This window comes from Amycolatopsis sp. NPDC045836 (genome assembly GCF_056431745.1).
Map to the genome: position 1 here is coordinate 1 of NZ_JBWKKF010000045.1, position 20,883 is coordinate 20,883.

The following is a 20,883-nucleotide window of genomic DNA, read 5'->3' on the forward strand; positions in this document are numbered from 1 at the left end:
AACAACGCCAGCCACTTCTTCCCGAACACGCCCAACACCACGCAGGCCAAGTACATGATCTCGTGGTTGAAGCGGTTCGTGGACAACGACACCCGTTACGAGCAGTTCCTCTGCCCCGGCCCGTCGAAGTCCACGCTGGTCGAAGAGTTCCGCAGCACCTGCCCCAACGGCTGATCGACCGGTGTGGCGTTCCCGGATCCGGGGACGCCACACCGGCACGCCGTCACGCCCCCTCGCCGATCGGGACGTTGCTGGAGCGGGACTCGACGGCGTCGAGCGTGGCCAGCGTGTTCGCGTCGAAGGTGAGCTCACCGACCGCCAGGTTGGCCTCCAGGTGCGCGGGGTCGGCGGTGCCGGGGATGAGCAGGGTGTTCGGCGCGTGGTGCAGCAGCCAGGCGAGGGCCACCTGGGAGGGCGTCGCGCCGAGGGACTCGGCCACGGCCAGCACGGCGGTCTCGTCGGTGACCTTGGGCAGGCCCGGGAGCCCGCCGCCGAGCGGGAAGAACGGCACCCACGCGATGCCTTCGCCGGCGCACAGCCGCAGCAGGTCCTCGTCGTCACGGGAGACGAGGCTGTAGGCGTTCTGCACGCAGGCGATGCCGGCGGGCAAGGCGCGGCGCAGGACGTCCGAGTCGACGCTGCTCAGGCCGATCGCGCCGATCTTGCCCTCGTCGCGCAGGGCGGTCATCGTCGCGAGCTGGTCGTCCAGGCCGACCACCTGATCACCCTCGGGACGCAGCCCGGGGCCGGTGTCCATGCGCCGGAGGTTGACCACCGGCAGCTGGTCGAGGCCGAGGCTGCGCAGGTTGTCCTCGACGCTGGCCCGCAACTGCTCCGGCCGCTGCGCGATCCGCAGCGGCAGCCGCCCGCCCGGATCGGGGTCGGCGCCGACCTTGGTGACCACCAGGACGTCGTCCTCGGGGCGCAGGGCCTCGCGGATGACCGCGTTGGCGAAGCCGAAACCGTAGAACTCGGCGGTGTCGACGTGGTTCACGCCCAGCTCGACGGCTCGCCGGAGCAGGGCCACGGCCTCGTCGCGGCGGTCGTGCAGCCGGGGGAGTTGGAGTGCGCCGTAGCCGATCCGGAAAACGGAGCGGCCGGCGAAGGGTGCGGTGGTGTGGATGACGGTCTCCTCGGTTGTGGTTGCCGTCACCTTACAAACATGTGCTGACAGATATCAATATCTGTCATTCAGTTTCGAGCACCGGCGCCGTGGTACACATGGCTGATCAGCCGACGAGGAGGACCGATGCGCGGGGAGCCGCTCGACGCGGAGACGATCGTGTCGGCCACCGAGGAGATGCTGCGCCGTCACGGTCCGGAGAAGACAACGGTGCTCGACGTGGCCCGGCAGCTGGGCGTGAGCCACGGCAGCGTGTACCGGCACTTCGCGTCCAAGGCCGCGCTGCGCGAGGCCGTCATCCGGCGCTGGCTCGACCAGGTGCGGGACGAGCTGACCGCCGCCGTGCGCACCCCGGGACAGCCGCCTGCCGAGCGGTTGCGGGCTCTGCTCACCACCGTGTTCGCCATCAAGTGGGCGAAGGCCAGGGAGGACCCGGAGCTGTTCGCCACCTTCCGGGTGCTGGCGGCCGAGCACAGCACCGTGTCCTCCGGCCACGTCGGCTTCCTGGTCGCGCAGGTGCGGGACGTCATCGCCGACGGCATCACCGCCGGCGACTTCGCCGACGGTGACCCGGAGGTGGCCGCACGGGCGGTCCTGACCGCGACGAGCCGCTTCCACGACCCGGCACACGCCGCGGAATGGCGCTCCCCGGCAGCCGAAGCGGACTCCGCCGCGGTCCTCTCCCTCATCCTCGACGGCCTCCGGGCCCGGTGATCGGCCTCCGGCCTCGACGGCCGCGTTTCAGCCGCCCGCCTGCCCGGGTTCTCCCAGCAGCCGCGAGCGGATGAGGAAGCGCACGCCCTCCGGGGCCTCCAGCGAGAAGCCGCTGCCCCGGCCCGGCACCACGTCGATGGTCAGGTGGGTGTGCTGCCAGTACTCGAACTGCGGCCCGGACATCCACACCGGAACGTCGCCGATGCCGTCGACGGTCAGGTCCCCGAGGTGGACGTCCGAACCGCCGATGCGGAACTCCCCGGCGGGGTAGCACATCGGCGCGCTGCCGTCGCAGCAGCCGCCGGACTGGTGGAACATCACCGGTCCGTGCCGCGCCACCAGCTCCCGCAGCAGCCCGGCGGCCGCCTCGGTCAGCGCCACGCGTTCCATCAGAAGAAGCCGAGGGCGTTGTCCGAGTAGCTGACCAGGAGGTTCTTCGTCTGCTGGTAGTGGTCGAGCATCATCTTGTGGTTCTCGCGGCCGATGCCGGACGCCTTGTACCCGCCGAAAGCCGCGTGCGCCGGGTAGGCGTGGTAGTTGTTCACCCACACGCGGCCCGCCTGGATCTCACGCCCCGCGCGGAAGGCGACGTTGCCGTCACGCGACCAGACCCCGGCGCCGAGGCCGTAGAGCGTGTCGTTGGCGATCTTCATCGCATCGGCGTAGTCGTCGAACTCGGCCACCGACACCACCGGCCCGAAGATCTCCTCCTGGAAGATCCGCATCTTGTTGTGGCCCTCGAACACCGTCGGCTGCACGTAGTAACCGCCGGACAGATCGCCGTCCAGCTCCACCCGCTCGCCACCGGTGAGCACCTTCGCGCCCTCCTGCTTGCCGATGTCGATGTAGGACAGGATCTTTTCGAGCTGGTCGTTGGACGCCTGCGCACCGACCTGGGTCTCGGTGTCCAGCGGATCGCCCTGCTTGATCTTCTTCACCCGCTCCACCGCGTCGCCGAGGAAGCGGTCGTAGATGCCGGACTGGATCAGCGCACGCGACGGGCAGGTGCACACCTCGCCCTGGTTCAGCGCGAACAGGGCGAAGCCCTCCTGCGCCTTGTCGTAGAAGGCGTCGTTCGCGGCGGCGACGTCGTCGAAGAAGATGTTCGGGCTCTTGCCGCCCAGCTCCACCGTCACCGGGATGATGTTTTCGCTGGCGTACTGCAGGATCAGCCGCCCGGTGGTGGTCTCGCCGGTGAACGCCACCTTCCGCACGCGGCGGCTCGACGCCAGCGGTTTGCCCGCCTCCACGCCGAAACCGTTGACCACGTTGAGCACACCCGGCGGGATGAGGTCGCCGATCAGCGAAAGCAGCAGGTGGATCGATGCCGGGGTCTGCTCGGCGGGCTTGAGCACGATGGCGTTGCCCGCGGCCAGCGCCGGAGCCAGCTTCCAGGTGGCCATCAGCAATGGGAAGTTCCACGGGATGATCTGGCCGACCACGCCCAGCGGCTCCTTGAAGTGGTAGGCCACGGTGTCGGCGTCGATCTGGGAGATGCCGCCCTCCTGGGCGCGCAGGGCACCGGCGAAGTAGCGGAAGTGGTCGATGGCCAGCGGGATGTCCGCGGCGAGGGTTTCGCGGACCGGCTTGCCGTTTTCCCAGCTTTCGGCGACCGCGATCTGTTCGAGGTGCTGCTCCATCCGGTCGGCGATCCGCAGCAGCACGCCGGCGCGTTCCTCCGGCGAGGTGCGGCCCCACGCCGGTGCCGCGCCTTCGGCGGCGTCGAGCGCCTTTTCGACGTCCTCGGCGGTGCCGCGGGCGATCTCGGTGAACGCCTTGCCGGTGACCGGACTGGGGTTCTCGAAGTACTGGCCCTTCGCCGGCCGCACGTATTCGCCGCCGATGTAGTGGTCGTACCGCGTCTCGTAGCTGACGACGCTGCCTTCGGTGTTGGGTGCCGCGTACCTGGTCATCTGCGTCCTGCCCTCCTGCTCCGTTGCCGGTCGGCGTTGCCGGCGAAGGTAGGTCCGGCCACGTTGCACGGACGTTGCAACACCGCCGTGGCGCTCAGTACGCTCGTGCAGATGGCGGAGCGGCCCGATCTCCTGCGCGACCCCGAGGAGTACGCGCGGTTGCTGCGGGCCGTGCACGAGGCCGTGCTGTCCGGGGTGCCGTCGCCGCGGTCCCCGCGCTCCCTGATCTCGGCTTCCTGGGACCGCTCGCTGGCCGCCAGGGTCGATCCGGACCGCAAGCTGCCGCCGGTGGTCCACGCCAGGGACGAGGTCGCCGAGCTGCGGGACGCGCACCCCTTGGCCCCGGTCCTGCCCCTGCTGCGGCAGACGCTGGTCAGCATCGCCGACGACGCCGAGCACATCATGATCGTCACCGACGCGGACGGGCTCATCCTCTGGCGCGAAGGCGCCAGCGAGGTCTGCCACCGCGCGGACGAGGTCCGGCTGGCCGAGGGCACGCGCTGGACCGAGGACGCCATCGGCACCAACGCCATGGGCACCGCGCTGGCCACCGGGGAGGCCGTGCAGGTCTACTCCGCCGAGCACCTGGTGCGCGCCTACCACTCCTGGACCTGCGCGGCGGCACCACTGCGCGATCCGGACACCGGCGCGCTGCTCGGCGCGATCGACGTCAGCGGCCCGTTGCGCACGGTCCACCCGGCGATGCTGGCGCTGGTCACGGCCTCGGCGAGGCTGGCCGAGGGACAGCTGCGAGCCCGGCTCGCGGTCCGCGACGAACGCACCCGGCGGGCCAACATGCCGCACCTGCAGGCCCTGCGCGGTGAACCGGGCGCGCTGCTGTCCGCCAGTGGCCGCGTGCTGGCCACCGAAGCCTGCGAGCTGCCGTCCACAGTGGACGTGCGGCGCGCCGGCGGGGCGGTGGCGCTGCCGGACGGCCGCCTCGGCACGGTCGAACCGCTGCCCGGTGGTTACCTGCTGCGGGTCGGCCGCGGGACCCGCGCGACCCGCACCCCGAAGCTCGTGCTCCAGTTCCTCGGCGACGGTTACCCTTCGGCCACTTTGGACGGACGAGAAGTTCCGATCACCCTGCGGCACGCGGAGATCCTGACCCTGCTCGCCCTGCAACCGGCCGGGCTCACCGCCGACAAACTGGCCTGGCAGCTCTACGGCGACGCGGGCAACCCGGTGACCGTGCGCGCCGAGATCCACCGCCTGCGCGGCCAGCTCGGCCCGGACGCGGTGCGCACCCGGCCGTACCGCCTGGCCGCCGAAGTGGACGCCGACTTCCTCCGCGCCCGGGCCGCGGTCCGCCGGGGACTGGCCGCCGAATTCCCCGGCCCGCTGCTCCCGGAATCGGAATCGCCCGCCGTCCGGGAAGAACGCGAGTCGCTCACCGCACAGGTGCGCCACGTCCTGCTGACCGGTGGCGGTGCCGAGTCGCTTTGGTCCTATTGGGACACTTCATGCGGTGTCGACGACCTCGAGGTCATCGACGCCCTGCTCGATTCACTCGACCACGACGACTACCGCCGCTCACTGGTGCTCAACCACCGCGCCCGCCTCGGCTGACCGCGGCCGTCGAACGTCATCCCGCGGGCTCGACGTAGCGGCGGCACAGGTTGAGGCTTTCGGCGATCACCGCGTCCACGTGGTTCGCCGCCTCGCGCTGGGCCTGTTCGACGAGGTAGTCGGCGGTGCCGTGCATGGTGTTGTACAACAGGACCGCCGCCGTGCGGGGGTCGGTGAGGGCGAAGGCGCCGGCCGCGGCCCCGGCTTCGAGCAGGTCGGCCAGTGCGGCCGCGTGCGTGTTGATCGCCGGGTCGGCGCCGTGCCCGGCGCCCGGCCGGTCGGCGGAGTCCTGGCTGCGGGGGTGGTGGAACAGCGCGTCGTGCAGGTCGGCGTGGGCGAGGTAGCCGCGGATGCTGGATTCCATCCAGTGCAGCAGCCTGCCCAGCCAGTCACCGTCGCCGAGCCGGTCGAGTTCGGTCAGCTGCCGGGCGGTGAGGTCGTCCACGAACCGGTCCCGCAGCGCGCCGAGCAGCTGTTCCTTGGAGCGGAAGTACAGGTAGAAGGTGCCCTTGGCGACCTCGGCGCGGACGGTGACCTCGTCCACGGTCAGCCCGGCGACGCCCTTGTCGAGCACGATCTGCTGAGCGGCGTCCAGCAGGTCGCCACGCCGTCGTTCCGGTGCCTCCGTGCGCTGCCTCACCCGATGCCCTTCCTCCTCGTGCCGCCGCGGCGCGGCGCCCGCCCCCATTGTGGCCGGGCGGACCCGGGTGCTCGCCGCCCCCTTGTCATCGGTAATCATTTTCATTAATGTGACTGACGGTCAGTCGTTCTGGGGAGAAGCTATGACAACTGGAAGCGCCGAGCGCCGGCCGCCGGCCGGAGCAGGCACCGGGCCGGTGCTGTCGCGGCGACGGCGGCTCACCGTGCTCGCGGCGCTGTACCTGGTGGCCGACATCGGCTATTCGTTCCTGTTCGGCGGGCTGAACACGATCCTGCTGCGGGGTGGGGTGGACCTGGAGCAGCTGGCGTTGATCAACCTGCTGGGGCTGCTCTACGCGGGGCGGTTCCTCGCCGGCCCGCTCGTGGACCGGGTCGGCTTCGGCGGGCTCGGCCGCTACCGCGGCTGGCTGGTGCTCACCCAGTTGCTGCTCGTGGTGGTGTGGCTCGCGCTGGTGCCGCTCGACCCGGTCGGCGACCTGCCGGTGGTGCTGCTGCTCACCGCGGTGGGCCTGGCGGTCTCGGCGGTGCACGACACGGCGATGAACGGGTTCGCGGTGCGGCTGCTGCCACCGGGGGACCGGGGCGCCGGCAACGGCATCCAGGCCGGGATGGCGAGCCTGTCGATCGTGCTCGGCTCCGGTGGCGCGTTGCTGCTGTACTCGCACGCGGGCTGGGGCGTGACGGCCGGCGTGCTGGCGGCGCTGTTCCTCGTGCCGTTCGGGGTGCTGCTGTTCGTGGCCGAACCGCCCGCCGGGCCCGCGGTCCGGCGCGGGGTGCCGTTCGCCGAACTGGTGACCTTGTTCCGGCACCGGCGGGTGCGGGCGTGGACCCTGCTGGTGGTGCCGCTGTTCGCGGCCGGCGGCTACCTGGCCACCGCGGTGCAGGTGCCGATGATGCTGGCGGCGAACTGGTCGCTGGACCGGATCGCGCTGGTGCAGGGCGCACTGGCGGGCCCGGTGGGGTTCGCGGCCGGACTCGGGGCGGGTGCGCTGGTCACCCGGTTCGGCAGGCGCCGGTCCGCGCTGGCCGTCGGCGTGTTCTGGGGGTGCGCGCTGGCGCTGCTGCTGCCGTTGTCGCTGGGCGGGTCCGCGGTGGTGCTGGACGTGACCGCGGTGCTGGCGGTGACCGCGGGCTACGCCGGGATGGCGGTGTGCGTGTACACGGTTTCGATGGACCTGACCCGCCCGGCCTCGGCGGGCACCGACTTCACCCTCCAGACCTCCGTGCTGGGGGTGCTGCGGCTCGGCATCACCTCGGCGGGGCTGGCCGTGGCGGGCACGACCGGGTTCCCCCTGCTGATCGGCGCTTCGGTGCTGCTCGCGGCGGTGGGCACCCAGACCGCGGCGCGCTGGCTCCGCGGTCACCGGATCTCATCCGATTCACTCGACACCCCAAGGGAGTTCGCATGACCGACAGTGCGTTGCCGATGCGGCAACGTGGTCGCCCCGCCGTGCTGGTGGCCGTGTTCGCCGGCACCTTCACGGCCCTGCTGGACACCACGATCGTGGCTGTCGCCCTGCCCGCGTTGCAGGAGGAGCTGCACACCGGCACCGCGGGGGTGCAGTGGATCGTGAACGCCTTCACCGTGTGCCTGGCCGCGTTCACGCTCTCCGGCGGGTCGCTGGGCGACCGCTTCGGCCGCAAGCGGTGCTTCCTGACCGGGCTCGCCGTCTTCCTCGCCGGGTCGCTGCTGTGCGCGGCGGCGGGCACGCTGGCGTTGATGGTCGCCGGGCGGGCACTGCAGGGGATCGGCGCCTCGCTGGTCGTGCCCGGTGCCCTCTCGCTGCTGGCCCAGTTCGAGCCCGAGCCCGGGCGGCGCGCCCGGCTGCTCGGCTGCTGGGGCATGGTCGCCAGCCTCGCCGTGCTCGCCGGCCCCGTGCTCGGCGGCCTGCTCGTCCGCGGCTTCGGCTGGCCCGCCATCTTCCTGGTCAACCTGCCCATCGGGGCCGCCGCCCTGTGGCTGGGTGTCCGCCACCTCCCCGAGTCCGCCGATCCCGAGCACACCGGCCTCGACCCCGCCGGCCAGTTCCTCGGCATCGCCGCGCTCGGCCTGCTGTCCTTCGCGATCATCGGCGCCGGCAGCCACGGCTGGACCGGTCCGGTCACGCTCGCCGCCTTCGCACTGGCGGTACTGGCGATCACCGCGTTCATCCGGGTCGAGCGGCGGGTGGCGCGCCCGATGCTGCCGATCGGCCTGTTCCGCGATGCCCGCTTCGCCGTGCTGAACACCGCCTCGGTGCTGCTCGGGTTCGGCGCCAACGGCGCGTTCGTCCTGCTTTCCCTGTTCCTGCAACAGGTCCAGCACCACTCACCGCTGGTCACCGGGCTCCTGCTCACGCCGATGACCCTGGCGCTCATCCCGGCGGCCAGACTGGCGGGCAGCCTCACCGCCGCCCACGGACCCCAGCTGCCCATGCTGATCGGCTACGGCCTCACCGGCGTGAGCCTGCTCGGGCTGATGACCCTCACCCCCGAGCAGCCCTATCCGGTGCTGGGGGCACTGCTGCTGGTCAACGGGATCGGCCAGGGCCTGGCCATCACGCCGGCCACGGCCGGGGTGCTCGCGCTGGTGCCCAGGCAGCGGTCCGGGATCGCCTCGGCCACCGTCAGCACCGCCCGGCAGGCCGGCACCGCGCTGGGGATCGCCTTGCTCGGCACCGTGTTCGCCGCGCCCCACCCCGGCGGGATGCGCCTGGCCATGCTCCTCGCCGGACTCGGCGTGCTGGTGGCCGCGGCGCTGCTGGCGGTGGTGCCCCGCACGACTCGGCCGGTCGGCGTGGCGACGGGGGTGACGAGGTGAGCGAACCGGGTGTGCTGGGATTCGCCGTCCGCACGGTGCGGCCCCGGCTGGTGGGTGCGGTGGCGGCCGGGCTCGGCGTGGTGGTGACCCGCCTGGTCCAGGCCTTCGCGCTGGCGGTGCTGGTCGCCGCCCCGCTGACCGGCCGGGCCTGGGAGGCCGCGCTGTGGGGGCTGTGGCTGGCCGCGGGCATGGTGCTGGCGCGGGCGGTGCTGTTGTGGGTGGGTGAGTCGCTCGCGCAGGCGGTGGGGCAGCGGGTCACCGCGGGCGTGCGCCGCCTGGTGCTGGACCACCTGCTGTCGCTGGGACCGTCCTACGTGGCCACGCGGTCGAGCGGGGCGGTCGCGGCGACCCTGGTCGAGAACGCGGCGGCCCTGGAAACGGCGGTGGCGCGCGGTGTGCCGAGCCGGCTGCTGTCCTGGCTCGGGCCGTTGCTGGCGGCGCTGGTGATCGGGCTCGTCGATCCGCTCAGCGGGGCACTGGTCGCGGCCGCGCTGGTGGTCGCCCAGGCAGCCGGTCCACTGTGGAACCGCATCGGCCGGAAGGGGCACGGCCGGGTCTTCGCCGACCTCGCCGCGATGGACGGGGGTTTTGTCGAAGCCGTGCAGGGCATGCCCACCGCCAAGGCGTTCGGTGCCACGGGACGGGTGCGGGACCGGCTGGCGGAGCAGGCCGAACGGGTCCGGGTCGCGAGCATGCGCGTGCTGACCGCGTTGTTCACCCAGCTGCTGGTCACGCGGCTGGCGATCGCGGGAGCCGGTGCCGCGGTGGTGGTCCGGGCGGCGTTCCTCACCGCCGGTGGGCACCTCTCCGCGGTGGCGGCCCTGACCGTCGTGCTCATCGTGCTGGTCGCCTTCACCCCGCTCGACGAGGCGGGCAAATACCTGCACGCCGGGATGGCGGCCCCGCTCGCGGCGGCCAAGCTGGACGCCTTCCTGGCCGAGCGACCGGTGATACCGGAGCGCGGCGGGACACCGGTGGCGCCACCGGCGAAGATCACCCTGGAGGAGGTCTCCTTCCGTTACCCGGGCCGGGACGAGGACGCCCTGTCCGGCGTGAGCCTCGAACTGCGGACCGGCCGCACGGTCGCCCTGGTCGGCCCCTCCGGTTCGGGCAAGAGCACCCTGGTGTCGCTGGTGCTGCGGTTGTTCGACCCCACCGCCGGCCGGATCGGCGTCGACGGGCACGACCTGCGGGAGCTGCCGCAGGACCAGTGGTGGCGCCACGTCGCGGTGGTCAGCCAGGACACCCACCTGTTCCCGGGGACACTGCGGGAGAACATCGCGCTGGCCCGCCCCGGAGCGGCACTCGGCGAAGTCGAGGCCGCCGCGGCCGCCGCCGGGTTGTCGGCCGACATCACCGCCATGCCGGACGGCCTCGATTCCCCGGTTTCCGAACGCGGCACCAACCTGTCCGGGGGCCAGCGGCAACGGGTCGCGATCGCCAGGGCGCTGCTGGCCGATCCCGCGGTGCTGGTCCTCGACGAAGCGACCGCCGCACTGGACGGCCGGACCGAACAGCTGGTGCATAGCGCCATCGCCGGCCTCGCCCGCGACCGGGCCGTGCTGGTGGTGGCCCACCGGCTGGCCACGGTCCGCGACGCCGACGAGATCGTCGTGCTCGAAGGCGGCACCGTCGTCGAACGCGGCAGCCACGAAACCCTGATGAACAACGCCGGTACCTACCACCGCCTCGTGCACTCCGGAGCCACGACATGACCACGCAGACATCGGAAACCGTCGACCGGCCCCTGTGGCGGCTGCTGCCCTACATGGCGTCCCGGCCGGTCGTGTTCGGGCTCGTCATCTGCTCGGGCCTGCTCCACTACGCCACCGTCGTGGCCTTGCCCGCGCTGACCGCCTACCTGTTCGGCACGCTCCTGACCGCGCACGGCGGTGCGGGTGGTGCGCTGGTGGCCGGGATCGTCGTGGCCGTGGCCGCCGCCGCACTGGCCCAGTGGTGGCAGACCGGCATCGGCCACGACTGGGCCTACCGGCTGCTCAAGGAACTGCGCGTGCGCATCGTCGACGGCATCGCCCGCGCCACCCCCGGCCGGCTGCTGGGCCGCCGCACCGGCGAACTCGCCGAGATCGCCAAGAACGACGTCTCGGCCACGGAGATGTTCTTCGCCCACACCGCCGGGGACTACCTCGGCGCCACGGTGGTGTCCCTCGCGACGCTGGTGGTCGTCGCCGTGCTCAGCCCGCCGTGCGCACTGGTGCTGGCGGTGCTGATGGTGCTGGTCGCCACCGTGCCCGCGGTGCTCGCGCGGCGTGCCGGGGAACAGGGCCACACCGTGCGCGCGGCCGGCGCCGAGGTGGCCAACGAGACGATGGACGTCATCCAGGGCCTGCGTGAACTGGCACTGGCCCGCCGCGGGCGGGACTACGCCGAACGCGTGCTGACCCGCGGCGAAGCGCTCGGCGCGGCGCACCGCCGCTACGCCCGCCGAGCCGGGGCCGAACTGGTCACCACGGAACTGCTGCTCGGTCTCGGCCTGCTCGCCCTGGCCACCGTCGCGGGCTTCCAGGTGAGCGCGGGCAGCCTGGCGGCGCACTGGCTGCCGGTCGTGCTCGTGCTGGGCGCCTCGGCACCGGTCCCGATCGCCACCGTTTCGGCCACCGCCCGCACCCTCGGCGACGTCCGCGCCGCCGCGGCCAGGGTGCTGGCCATCGTCGGTTACCCCGCCCACGTCGACGAGCCCGCGACGCCCCGCCGGGTCCGCACCGCGGTTCCCGCCGTCGAATTCGACGACGTCCACTTCGCCTACCCCGGGCACGCCGACGACGTGCTCCGCGGTGTGTCGCTGCGGATCGAACCGGGTGAGACCGTCGCACTGGTCGGCCGGTCCGGGGCCGGGAAGACGACGTGCGCGCACCTGCTGCTGCGTTTCTGGGACACCACGCGTGGCGCTGTGCGCATCGACGGCGCCGACGTGCGCGAGCTCGCGAACGAGGACCTGCGCCGCACCGTTTCCGTTGTCCCGCAGGACATCTACCTGTTCGACGACACGATCGCGAACAACATCCGCCTCGGCCGCCCCGACGCGGCCCACACCGAGGTCGAGCAGGCAGCCCGCCTCGCCGGTGCGCACGACTTCGTCACCGCACTACCCGAGGGCTACCAGACCCGCTGCGGCGAACGCGGCGCCGTGCTCTCCGGCGGCCAGCGCCAGCGCATCGCCATCGCCCGCGCGCTGCTCACCCGAGCCCCCGTGCTCGTGCTCGACGAAGCGGTTTCCAGCCTGGACACCGACAGCGAACGCGCCCTGCACGACAGCCTCGAAGCCCTGCGCGGCACCCGCACCACCCTGGTCATCGCCCACCGGCTCTCCACCATCCGCCGCGCCGACCGCGTCGCCCTGCTCGACCACGGCACCTTGATCGCCGAAGGAACCCACGACGAACTGGTCACCGGCTCCACCGACTACCGGCGAATACTCGCCCGTCAGCACACCACCGCATAGCCTGGAGGGGTGGGACCAGTGGCGGCTGATCTGGAGATCGAGCGGTTCGACCCGGCGACGGCGCCGGAGGCCGACTTCGCCGGTTACCACGGTGTCCTGGCGGCGGCCCACGAGGTGGATCGTCCCGGGGAGCCCTGGTTGCCGATCGGGGAGATGACCGCCCGGATGAGGACGCCGCTGCCCGGGATGGGCACCTCGGCGTACTGGGCCGGACGTCGCGGTGGCCGGATCGAGGCGTTCGCCGAGGCGCATTTCCTCGATGCGGAGAACAGCGGGATCGCCCTGGTCGAGGTGAAGGTCCGTCCGGAGCAGCGGCGTGCCGGAATCGGCAGTGCGCTGCTCCGGGCGGTGGTGCCGGAGTTGCGGGCGCGGAACCGGCCGGTGGTCGAGAGCTGGGACGTGGTCGAAGGCGGTCCGGGGCAGGCGTTCGCCGAGGCGCTGGGTTTCCGGCGGGTCCGGGGGATCGTGCGGCAGGTTCTGGTGCCGGCGGAGGTCGACGCGTCCTCGTGGGAGGTGGGGGTGCCGGCGGGCTACCGGATTCTCCGGTGGCGTGGCGCCGCACCGGAGGAAGTAGTCGGTTCCTATGCGGTGGCCCGGGCCGCGATCAACGACGCGCCACTGGGGGAGTCGGACTACCGGTGGCCGGAGTGGTCGGTGGAGCGGGTGCGCGCCGTCGAAGCCGAGTTGCGGGCGCAGGGTCTCGCGCAACGGGTGGTGGTCGCGATCCACGAGGAGACCGGCGCGGTCGCCGGCTTCACCGAAGTGTTCGTGCACTCCCGTCGCCCGGACTGGGGCTACCAACGGGACACGGCGGTGCTGGCCCGGCATCGGGGGCGCGGTCTTGGCTGCTGCCTGAAGGCGCACGTGGCGCGGTGGCTGGTCGCCGACCTGCCCGCGCTCGAGCGGATCAGCACCACGACCGGCACCGAGAACACGCACATGATCCGGGTCAACCGAGCCGTCGGCTACCGCACGCTGCCGACGGTCCTCGCCGTGCAGCAGGACCTCGCTTCGATGCCGTCGACCTAGGCATCGTGGCGCCTGTGCAGGTGGTCGGACACCGGCGAGGGGAGTGTTCGTGACCGCCCACCTGGCGATACCGGGCAAGCCGCTCCCGGCTCGGTGACCTCAGGTGGTGCGGCGGGCGAAGAGAAATGCCTGCGGCACTGGTTCGTCCGGGTCGCGCAGCCACTGGGCTTCGATTTCGAACCCGGCGTCACGCAGCCAGGAAGCCACCTGGCCCGGCTGACGGCGGTGGACGTGGACCGCCATCGGGTGGCCGCCGTAGCCCTCGGTTTTCCACCGCGAGGTGTTGCCGGCGTGGAACCCGAGCTGCAGTGGTGCGCCCGGGTGCAACACCCGGTGGAAGTGCGCGAAGACCGTCGGCACCTCGTGGTCGGGGATGTGGATCAGCGACCACCAGGCGAGCAGCCCGGTCACCGAAGCGTCGCTCAGGGACAGGTCTGTCATCGAGCCCACCTCGAAGCGCAAGCCGGGGTGGGCACGCCGGGCCACGTCGATCATCCCCGGGGAAAGATCGATGCCGAAGGCGTCGACACCGAGTCCGTGCAGGTGGGCGGTGACGTGCCCGGGGCCGCAGCCGACGTCGGCCACCGGCCCCCGCTGTTTCAGGATCGTCGACGGGCAGTTCCCGTCCGCGTCCGCGGGCCGGTGAGCCAGGGACCTCGTCCGGGGTGACCGAACTCAGTGATCTTGTTCCCGGAGCGGGTGCGAGTTGCATCGGTTGTGTATCGTTCGTGTGAGATCGGAACAGTCGCCGCAGGTGGAAATCGCTGGTCGCCGCGGGTTGGTGAGCCGGAGGGGCGCATGACGGAACAGGTTCGTCTCGAACGCGTCGACGTCGAACAGGTGCTGGTGCTGCGGGTGACCGGCACCGTCGACGCGAGCACCCTCGCCGAGGTGGTCGAATCCCTGCACGAGAACGCGGCGGCGGTGTCGTCAGCGGCGCCGCTCGTGCTCGACGTGCGCGGGCTGGAGACGCTGTCCGCGGCTGGAGCCCGCGGGCTCATCGGGTTCGCGACCGGAAGCGGCTCCCGGGTCCGGTTGCTGGTCGACGAACACGGCGTGGCAGGGCGGGCCTTGAGCCTCGCCGACCCCCGTGGACTCGTCCCGAAATCCAGCGATCCGGCCGCGGTCTTCGGGGCCACGCCCGCCGCAGCCGAGCCCGAAGCGTCCTGGCTGGCGGAGTTCGAGTCGCTGACCCGCACCCTCGTGGGTGACACGACCATCGCGGAGGCACTGCGCCACATCGTCGAAGCGGCCCAGCGCGTCATCGAGGGCGCCGACCTGGTCAGCATCACCCTGCTGGGCTCCGACGGCGTTTTCTGCACACCCGCGGGGACGGACCCGGTGGCCGAGGAGTTCGACCAGGTCCAGTACCGCAGCGGCGACGGCCCCTGCGTGTCGGCCGCGCTGCCGGACGGGCCCGGGTACGTGGCCAGCGACGACCTGCGCACCGAGACCCGGTGGCCGTCCTTGGCCGCCGCCGCCACCAGCCACGGCTTCCGCGCGATCCTCTCGACCGCGCTGCACCCGGGCGAGGGCATCTCCGGCGCGCTGAACCTCTACTCGCGGCGACCACACGGTCTCACCGCCGCGGACCGGCACGCTGCCCTGCTGCTGGCCACGCACGCGTCGTTGACGCTGGCCCACGTGCAAAGGGCCGAACTGGCGGGACTGGAGCGCGCGCGCCTCCGCCGGGCGATCAGTTCCCGCGACGTCATCGGCCAGGCCAAGGGCATCTTGATGAACCGCCAGGACATCACCGCCGAGGAAGCGTTCGAACTGCTGCGCCGGACCTCCCAGCGGCTCAACATCAAGGTGGTCGAACTGGCGCGGACCCTCGCCGATCAGCAAACCGACCTCGACGAACTGCGCTGATCAGCGAGGAATTGCCGTACGCTGCTCGCGCTCACCGAGTTGGTACGACCTCTGAGGTGGGCCGCTGGAAGTCCCATGACAGAGCAGTGCCACCCGGCCACGAGGATGGACCACGCCGCGATGTCTCCCGCCGGGGTCTGGGAGACCATCGACTTCTGGACCGGTCTCCCCTGGCCGGTGTCCAGCGGAGGACGGTCGACCGCCTCGGCTGGGCGATCGAGGTCGAAGAGGGGCTGGGGTACCTGGTCCACCCGGCCTTCACCTCGCCGGCGGTGTCGATGTCCGGCATCGAGACCGTGTCGTCCGTGCGCTTTCGGGATCGCGGACGCGGTCACGGAGGAAACACCGGCGACGAGGGCTTTCCTCGGCGACCTCTGCACGCTGCCGGTGCGCGAAGGACGGCCCGGCTGGGGCGTCCGTCCACCAGGCGCGACCGCGGGTACACCGACGCGACCTGGGAGATGGGGCCCGCCCAGGTCGCCTTCACGCTGTCGCCGAGGTCCGTGATGGTCCGGTTCCGCGCCCCGGCGGGGCGGTGATCGCGGTGTCCGGCTGGGAGGCGTTCGGCCGTGGTCTCACCGAGGCGTTGCGGGAGGTGTCCGGCCGGGTCTTCCTGGTCGTCTTCTCGCAGGCCCACCCGCGGTGTTCGTGCAGTTCGCCGGCGGCGAGCACGAGTTGCACGCCGAGGCGGCGGGGGAGCCGTCCGCGGATCCCAGCCGGATGGCCGCGGCAGGGTGGGGGCCGACGACCGGTATCGCCCCGCCGAACTGGACCCGCTCTTCGCCGCTGCCCGCGTTGACGGTGGAGTACGCCGCGCTGGCGGCAGGCTGTGTGGTCGCGTTGCGCGATGCCCACGGATCGTCGAGGAACACCCGGCCCAGGGAGGCCCCGACCGAATCGGCCGGGGCCTCGCTGTGCTCGCGATCATTTCGCGGCTGGTGAGCTGACGCTGTTGTCAGCGCATCAGAACTTCGCGAACAGACCCCAGTGGAAGTACAGCGGCGTGTGGTACACGCAGACCCACTCGGTCCAGTCGCCGTTGGCGAAGCCGGTTCGGCCGGTCAGCTCGCAGTCGTCGATGGTGGTGTAGTAGTTCACGAACTCGTAGTCCGCAGCCTGTGCCGCGCCGGCGTTCACCGCGCCGACCGAGGCGAAGGCAACGGCGGCCGTGCCGGCGACGGCGAGCCGCCGCATGGTGTTCTTCATGTTCTCCCCAGTGTCTTGTGACCTGATCAGGCGTCGAAGGGCTTGATGGCCAGGTTCCACGCGCCCATGACCGGCGCGTTGAAGGTGCAGCCCCAGTCCGCCCATTCCCCCTTGACCGCACCCCACCAGCCGGTGTCCCAGCAGTCCTTGTGGCTCGCGTGGATGCTGTGGAACTGCCAGTCCGCGGCCTGTGCCGCGCCGGCGTTCACCGCGCCGACCGAGGCGAAGGCAGCGACGGCCGTGCCGGCGACGGCGAGCCGTCGCATGGTGTTCTTCATGTTCTCCCCAGAGTCCCAACTCGGTGATCTTGAAACTGGACAGCGGGGAGGGTATCGGAGGTGCCCACCCCTGGTGGGCCGAATGGACGAATCCGCGCTCTCACGGACGTGCCCCGGAGGGGCGTGCGCATCGCCTGGCGTCCGTTCGGTCGGTATCGCGTGGCCTGTGCCGGTGCGAGGATTGACGTCATGCGAAGAAAACGGGTGTCCGGCTGGGTGGCGACCGCTCTCCTGGTGTTCGTGTCCACGGTGTTCGCGACGCCCGCACAGGCCGCGACGGCGACGATCTCGCGCGCGATCGTGCTCGCAGACAACCCGAGCCAGACCGACTCCGCCGAGTTGCCGCACGGGGATGGCCGCCGGATCTGGCTGGACCAGGGCAGCTACGAATGGCGGCACACCATCGACAGCGCCGGCGACCACCACTCGGTGAACCGGCGGATCGACCTGGCCGCGGGCTGGTACTGGTGGCAGTGCCACCTGTGGGGTCAGGTCGGTGACCCCTGGCAGCCGAACTACACCGCGCTGTGCCTGCTCGACCCCGAGTCGGGTTCGGGCACCGCGTTCCTCCCCGCGGGGGGCTTCTCGGCCCCGGCCGCCTGGATCGTCTACGGCGGGGAGTTCACCTGGACCAGTGAGCTGATCCGGTAGTCCGCCAGCCGGTTTCCCGCGCGGTGATGTCGAGGCAGGCGTTTCCTCCATGCGGAAGCGGCATCGACCCCAACGCCGAGTACCACCGGACCACGCTGCTTCAGCCGGACCTGGCCGCATCGGCGGTTACCGTTTCAGTCGCGCGAACGCTGCCGAGATGGGCCGCCGGGCCGGGTGCGCGCCGCGGGTGTCGCTTGTGGACGCCGCGCGGAAGCGAGTTCATGGCGTACGACCACCCCTGGGGGAGCCAGCCGGGCTGACCGAGGACGGGCTTCCGAGGTGGCTCGGCGAGCTATAGCTGGGGAGCGGTTCCCGCACTCAGAACCGACCAAGCCCTGGAACCGGTGACGAAGGCCATCGCCATTTCGTCGCCATTGCACAAGTAAAGCCCCGTCCCCAATGAGGAGGGACAGGGCTTCGACCTGCAGAAACATGTGGTGCGCGATACTGGGATTGAACCAGTGACCTCTTCCGTGTCAGGGAAGCGCTCTCCCGCTGAGCTAATCGCGCGAGGTGGAGACGGGATTCGAACCCGTGTACACGGCTTTGCAGGCCGTTGCCTCGCCTCTCGGCCACTCCACCGTGTCAGGCCCGAGTAGGCCCTTCCGAGCGGACGACGGGACTCGAACCCGCGACCCTCACCTTGGCAAGGTGATGCGCTACCAGCTGCGCTACGTCCGCATTTCTCCCGCTCGCTCGGGGTTTCCCTCGCTCGCGGTGTGTGAAGAACTCTAGCCGATGCCCCGAACCCCGGTTGCAGGGGGGTGGCCACAACCTTGCCCGGCCCGCTGAACAGGCCGGATCAGCTCAGGTCGTTCGGGATCAGGTGGGTCAGCGCGTCGTCCACGTCGACCCAGAGGTGTTCGTTCCCGGGCAGCACCACGTCGTAGGTGCGGTCGAGGAAGTCGGCGAGTTCCTGCGCCGAGGCTTCGAACATGGCGTGCCCCGACGGGGAGTTCAGCTCGATCAGCACGGACTCGGGGTCCTCCACCGAGGGCCGGATCCGGACGTCGCCGTCACCGGCGTCGGCGAGCAGGCCGTCGGCGAGCAGGTCACGTGCGTACACCCACTCGACCCAGCCGGCGCGGCCGGTGCGGAACGCGGCGACGACCGCGTACGGGTCGCGAGTGTCGTAGCGCAGCTCCACCTTCACCGGAACCGCGGGCGTCCGCGGGGCCAGCAGGTCGAAGACCGCGGTCGAGCGGAGCGTCACGTGATCGTTTCGCATCGTCCTACCCTTCACTCCTCTCCCGGTCCAGGTTGACCGAGTCGCGACGTTGAGACGTACCGAGGCGCCGTGTCGCTCGCGTATCCGCCGAGGATCACCCGTACGGGGTCATCGTGCGGCCGCTCGCTCCATCATCACCCCTGGCCTCCGGGCCGCCGCACGCGCCCTGGCTGATCTCCCACGAGTCCATACTGCTCGGTTTGATCCCGCCGCGATAGCGCTGTCGCGCGAATGTCGGAAGTCCCCTAGCCGTCGACGGCCGTTCGTGGCCTTCGCTACCACGATGTTGTTCGCTCCGTATCGGACGATGAGCGGAACGTGTCGGACCGGAACCACCCGTTTGGCCGGGCTCGATTCCGCTTAACGGGACCCGGTGTTCGGGGCCCGGAAGGGGGTGCGCTACTGTGTTCACACACCGCAAGCGGGGCGATTAGCTCAGCGGGAGAGCGCTTCGTTCACACCGAAGAGGTCACTGGTTCGATCCCAGTATCGCCCACGTCCCGTACTTGCAGGTCAACGGCCCATCGACGTAGTTCGTCGGTGGGCCGTTGTGCTGTCTGTGGGAGCAAAATGGGAGCAGGCGATCTTGACCACAGTCAGCTCTCCGAAGAGGTCAGGCATGCCGTGCTCCCACTGTGCTCTCAGCGAGTCTGCAGCAGATCGAGCAGGCGCTGGATCATCAGGCTCGTGACGTGGGAATAGATCCCGCGAATGCCGTGGAACTTGTGACCCAGTCGCGCGTGCTGCAGGACTTCGGGACCTCGTCCTCGATGAGTCAGTTCTTGTGGGTGTGACGCAAATCATGGAAGTGCGTGCCGGGCTTGATGGGGGTCCACCCGTGTGTCCTGGAGCCCTCGACGGCCGACACCCAGACCCGGCGGCGGAAGTTGGACCGGCGCTGCAGGCCGCCGTCGGTTCCGGTGAAGACGAACCGGCCCGGGTGGTGGTGCTGATGCTCGCCGAGCAGGGCCACGAGGAACGGGGGCAGGTCGACAGTGCGGACGGCGGCGGGTGTCTTGGGCGGGCCGAGGTGCAGGCGGCCGCCGACTTCGTGCAGGGCCCCGTCGGCCCGGGTGATGGTGATGCGGGCTTGATCGAGGTCCACTCGGGACCATTGCAGTCCGGCCAGCTCGCCCCACCGCATGCCGGTGTAGGCCGCGGTGGTGACCAGCGTGGCGTTGGCGGGGGACATGCGGCGGGTGATCTGGTTCACTTCGTCGGTGGTGGCGAAGGGGCGCTCTGGCTGCTCACCGGTGTTGAGGCGGAGCTTGCGGCAGGGGTTCGCGCCGATCAGTTCTTCGTCGACGGCTTCGCCGAGGATCATGGACAGCAGGCCGGTGACGTCAGCGACACTGCGGTCGCTCAGGGTACGGCGCAGCGATTTGACCCAGCCTTTGATGACCATTCTGGACAGTTCGCCGAGTTCGGTGGTGGCGAAGCGGGGAAGGATGTGGTTGCGCAGGTGGGAGTTGTAGGTCGCCGCTGTGCCCGGGCTGACGTCGAGTGCCTCGAGCCACCGCTGGACCCATTCGCCTACGGTGGTCTGCGCGAGGCGGGGGTCGACGAACCTGCCCCGGCGCTGGTCCGATTCCACGTCGGCGGCGCGGTTGTCGGCTTCGTCGCGTGTGGTGAACCCTGTCTCGCTGTGCAGGGAGCCGTCGGGCAGGCGGTAGCGTACGCGGAACCCGCCGCCGTGTTTTTCGACCCAGGCCATTGGTCACCATCTTTTCTTGTCAGGGAATCGTGCGCGGAATAGCGCACGCGTTCAGTGATGCTCTGATCGTGTAAGAGAGCAAGCCAAATGTGTTCACCGGTTGCTGCGTGGCGAAGCGGGGCGGGAACGTTGAGTGCGCGGAGGCCGGGCACAGGTGGCGACTATCGTGTGGAGGTCGGCGTCGGAGAACCTCAGATGCTTGCCGACGAGCGTGCAGGGGATCCGGCGCTGTCCCGCTTTGCGGCGCAGCCATGACTCCCGGACATTGAGTAGTAGGGCCGCCTGTGCCGGGGTGTAGAGCAGCCGAGGCTCCACTGCCGCTCGGTTCTCGCGAGAGTCATCGGCGGTTGTCCTGCGGGATCGAGTCATGGGATCCGCAGTCCTGGCTGAAGGTGTCAATGGGCGCATGGTCGCTGCCTGCTTTGAGTCGTTGAGGCGCTTTGAGTGCGCTTCTGCACCCTCTAACTCCGAGAAAATCGCCATTCGGAGACATCTCTCTGAGAAGAAGATTGCCTAGACCGATCAAGAGATCGCGATGGCTGCGTGTTGAGGCGAAGCTCGCGGAGGGCTAAGTGGTCCTAACAAAATGATCAATGTGGTGGTGTTGGCCGTGTCCGTTGTGGATCATGTTCGGTCGTGAGCAGGGGTGGGTCACCGCCGTGG

The 20,883-nt window shown here is 70.8% G+C and carries 21 protein-coding genes, 4 tRNA genes and 1 pseudogene; 13 read left to right on the forward strand and 13 right to left on the reverse strand.

What is annotated here, in order from left to right; all coding sequences use genetic code 11:
- On the forward strand, nucleotides 1-174 hold a 174-nt coding region (locus tag AC07EG_RS39700; RefSeq protein WP_478252169.1), incomplete at its 5' end, for a poly(ethylene terephthalate) hydrolase family protein.
- Between the two features lie 49 nt (nucleotides 175-223).
- Here AC07EG_RS39700 and AC07EG_RS39705 read toward each other — a convergent pair.
- Nucleotides 224-1,153, reverse strand: coding sequence for an aldo/keto reductase (locus tag AC07EG_RS39705; RefSeq protein ID WP_478258451.1), 930 nt, complete (start codon nucleotides 1,151-1,153; stop codon nucleotides 224-226).
- 96 nt (nucleotides 1,154-1,249) lie between these two features.
- Here AC07EG_RS39705 and AC07EG_RS39710 point away from each other — a divergent pair, with 96 nt between their 5' ends.
- Entirely contained in the window at nucleotides 1,250-1,837 is a 588-nt protein-coding gene (locus AC07EG_RS39710; RefSeq protein ID WP_478258452.1) for a TetR/AcrR family transcriptional regulator, read from the forward strand.
- 27 nt (nucleotides 1,838-1,864) lie between these two features.
- On the opposite strand, the gene AC07EG_RS39715 is transcribed toward AC07EG_RS39710, so the two are convergent.
- Together AC07EG_RS39715 and exaC are read right to left on the reverse strand one after the other, a co-directional pair.
- Complete coding sequence (locus tag AC07EG_RS39715) at nucleotides 1,865-2,227, reverse strand: DUF779 domain-containing protein (protein WP_478258453.1); 363 nt, start codon at nucleotides 2,225-2,227, stop codon at nucleotides 1,865-1,867.
- A complete protein-coding gene (exaC, locus tag AC07EG_RS39720; RefSeq protein ID WP_478258454.1) occupies nucleotides 2,227-3,750 on the reverse strand; it encodes an acetaldehyde dehydrogenase ExaC in 1,524 nt (507 codons plus the stop codon). Before exaC ends, AC07EG_RS39715 begins: the two co-directional genes overlap by 1 nt.
- A 111-nt stretch (nucleotides 3,751-3,861) precedes the next feature.
- On the opposite strand from exaC, the gene AC07EG_RS39725 reads away from it, so the two are divergent.
- Nucleotides 3,862-5,319 carry a helix-turn-helix domain-containing protein gene (locus AC07EG_RS39725; RefSeq protein WP_478258455.1) on the forward strand — a complete coding sequence of 486 codons (1,458 nt, stop codon included), beginning with the start codon at nucleotides 3,862-3,864 and terminating at the stop codon, nucleotides 5,317-5,319.
- Nucleotides 5,320-5,335: 16 nt separating this feature from the next.
- Here AC07EG_RS39725 and AC07EG_RS39730 read toward each other — a convergent pair whose 3' ends face one another.
- Nucleotides 5,336-6,058 (reverse strand): TetR/AcrR family transcriptional regulator, encoded by a 723-nt coding sequence (locus AC07EG_RS39730; RefSeq protein WP_478258456.1) that lies wholly within the window; start codon nucleotides 6,056-6,058, stop codon nucleotides 5,336-5,338.
- A gap of 43 nt (nucleotides 6,059-6,101) precedes the next feature.
- Between AC07EG_RS39730 and AC07EG_RS39735 the strand changes: the two genes are divergently transcribed.
- Genes AC07EG_RS39735 through AC07EG_RS39755 form a run of 5 tightly spaced genes read left to right on the forward strand, consistent with a single transcriptional unit; the run spans nucleotide 6,102 to nucleotide 13,271 of the window.
- Nucleotides 6,102-7,388, forward strand: a complete 1,287-nt coding sequence (locus AC07EG_RS39735) for an MFS transporter (RefSeq protein WP_478258457.1) — start codon at nucleotides 6,102-6,104, stop codon at nucleotides 7,386-7,388.
- Nucleotides 7,385-8,779 (forward strand): MFS transporter, encoded by a 1,395-nt coding sequence (locus AC07EG_RS39740; RefSeq protein ID WP_478258458.1) that lies wholly within the window; start codon nucleotides 7,385-7,387, stop codon nucleotides 8,777-8,779. The genes AC07EG_RS39735 and AC07EG_RS39740 overlap by 4 nt, the downstream gene beginning before the upstream one ends.
- Nucleotides 8,776-10,494, forward strand: coding sequence for an ABC transporter ATP-binding protein (locus AC07EG_RS39745; RefSeq protein WP_478258459.1), 1,719 nt, complete (start codon nucleotides 8,776-8,778; stop codon nucleotides 10,492-10,494). The genes AC07EG_RS39740 and AC07EG_RS39745 overlap by 4 nt, the downstream gene beginning before the upstream one ends.
- The gene (locus AC07EG_RS39750; protein ID WP_478258460.1) at nucleotides 10,491-12,242 is read left to right on the forward strand and encodes an ABC transporter ATP-binding protein; all 1,752 of its coding nucleotides are present in this window, start codon (nucleotides 10,491-10,493) and stop codon (nucleotides 12,240-12,242) included. Before AC07EG_RS39745 ends, AC07EG_RS39750 begins: the two co-directional genes overlap by 4 nt.
- An 18-nt stretch (nucleotides 12,243-12,260) precedes the next feature.
- Nucleotides 12,261-13,271, forward strand: coding sequence for a GNAT family N-acetyltransferase (locus tag AC07EG_RS39755; RefSeq protein WP_478258461.1), 1,011 nt, complete (start codon nucleotides 12,261-12,263; stop codon nucleotides 13,269-13,271).
- 99 nt (nucleotides 13,272-13,370) lie between these two features.
- Here AC07EG_RS39755 and AC07EG_RS39760 read toward each other — a convergent pair.
- Nucleotides 13,371-13,865 (reverse strand): annotated as a pseudogene (locus AC07EG_RS39760) (class I SAM-dependent methyltransferase); the annotation flags it as partial.
- A 204-nt stretch (nucleotides 13,866-14,069) separates the two neighbouring features.
- Between AC07EG_RS39760 and AC07EG_RS39765 the strand changes: the two are divergent.
- From AC07EG_RS39765 to AC07EG_RS39775, 3 genes are all read left to right on the forward strand, one after another.
- Nucleotides 14,070-15,143, forward strand: a complete 1,074-nt coding sequence (locus AC07EG_RS39765) for an ANTAR domain-containing protein (RefSeq protein ID WP_478258462.1) — start codon at nucleotides 14,070-14,072, stop codon at nucleotides 15,141-15,143.
- A gap of 86 nt (nucleotides 15,144-15,229) precedes the next feature.
- Nucleotides 15,230-15,682, forward strand: a complete 453-nt coding sequence (locus AC07EG_RS39770) for a DUF6301 family protein (protein WP_478258469.1) — start codon at nucleotides 15,230-15,232, stop codon at nucleotides 15,680-15,682.
- Nucleotides 15,683-15,785: 103 nt separating this feature from the next.
- Nucleotides 15,786-16,085: a TY-Chap domain-containing protein gene (locus AC07EG_RS39775; protein WP_478258463.1), complete on the forward strand. Its 300-nt coding sequence runs from the start codon at nucleotides 15,786-15,788 to the stop codon at nucleotides 16,083-16,085.
- 21 nt (nucleotides 16,086-16,106) lie between these two features.
- Here AC07EG_RS39775 and AC07EG_RS39780 read toward each other — a convergent pair whose 3' ends face one another.
- Together AC07EG_RS39780 and AC07EG_RS39785 are read right to left on the reverse strand one after the other, a co-directional pair.
- Nucleotides 16,107-16,349 (reverse strand): hypothetical protein, encoded by a 243-nt coding sequence (locus tag AC07EG_RS39780; RefSeq protein ID WP_478258464.1) that lies wholly within the window; start codon nucleotides 16,347-16,349, stop codon nucleotides 16,107-16,109.
- 26 nt (nucleotides 16,350-16,375) lie between these two features.
- Nucleotides 16,376-16,627, reverse strand: a complete 252-nt coding sequence (locus AC07EG_RS39785; RefSeq protein ID WP_478258465.1) for a hypothetical protein — start codon at nucleotides 16,625-16,627, stop codon at nucleotides 16,376-16,378.
- A gap of 189 nt (nucleotides 16,628-16,816) precedes the next feature.
- On the opposite strand from AC07EG_RS39785, the gene AC07EG_RS39790 reads away from it, so the two are divergent.
- On the forward strand, nucleotides 16,817-17,278 hold the full coding sequence (locus tag AC07EG_RS39790) for a hypothetical protein (RefSeq protein ID WP_478258466.1): 462 nt from the start codon (nucleotides 16,817-16,819) through the stop codon (nucleotides 17,276-17,278).
- Nucleotides 17,279-17,713: 435 nt separating this feature from the next.
- On the opposite strand, the gene AC07EG_RS39795 is transcribed toward AC07EG_RS39790, so the two are convergent.
- The 4 genes from AC07EG_RS39795 to AC07EG_RS39810 form a co-directional block, all read right to left on the reverse strand.
- A tRNA-Val gene (locus AC07EG_RS39795) sits at nucleotides 17,714-17,788 on the reverse strand.
- 1 nt (nucleotide 17,789) lies between these two features.
- A tRNA-Cys gene (locus AC07EG_RS39800) sits at nucleotides 17,790-17,860 on the reverse strand.
- Between the two features lie 26 nt (nucleotides 17,861-17,886).
- A tRNA-Gly gene (locus AC07EG_RS39805) sits at nucleotides 17,887-17,959 on the reverse strand.
- Nucleotides 17,960-18,080: 121 nt separating this feature from the next.
- Nucleotides 18,081-18,506 (reverse strand): SsgA family sporulation/cell division regulator, encoded by a 426-nt coding sequence (locus AC07EG_RS39810; RefSeq protein WP_020672550.1) that lies wholly within the window; start codon nucleotides 18,504-18,506, stop codon nucleotides 18,081-18,083.
- A gap of 424 nt (nucleotides 18,507-18,930) precedes the next feature.
- Between AC07EG_RS39810 and AC07EG_RS39815 the strand changes: the two genes are divergently transcribed.
- Nucleotides 18,931-19,002: transfer RNA gene (locus AC07EG_RS39815), tRNA-Val, on the forward strand.
- Nucleotides 19,003-19,281: 279 nt separating this feature from the next.
- Here the strand turns inward: AC07EG_RS39815 and AC07EG_RS39820 are convergent.
- Both AC07EG_RS39820 and AC07EG_RS39825 read right to left on the reverse strand, forming a co-directional pair.
- Entirely contained in the window at nucleotides 19,282-20,220 is a 939-nt protein-coding gene (locus AC07EG_RS39820; protein WP_478258467.1) for a tyrosine-type recombinase/integrase, read from the reverse strand.
- Between the two features lie 93 nt (nucleotides 20,221-20,313).
- Complete coding sequence (locus tag AC07EG_RS39825; protein ID WP_478258468.1) at nucleotides 20,314-20,703, reverse strand: helix-turn-helix domain-containing protein; 390 nt, start codon at nucleotides 20,701-20,703, stop codon at nucleotides 20,314-20,316.
- Between the last annotated feature and the right edge of the window lie 180 nt (nucleotides 20,704-20,883).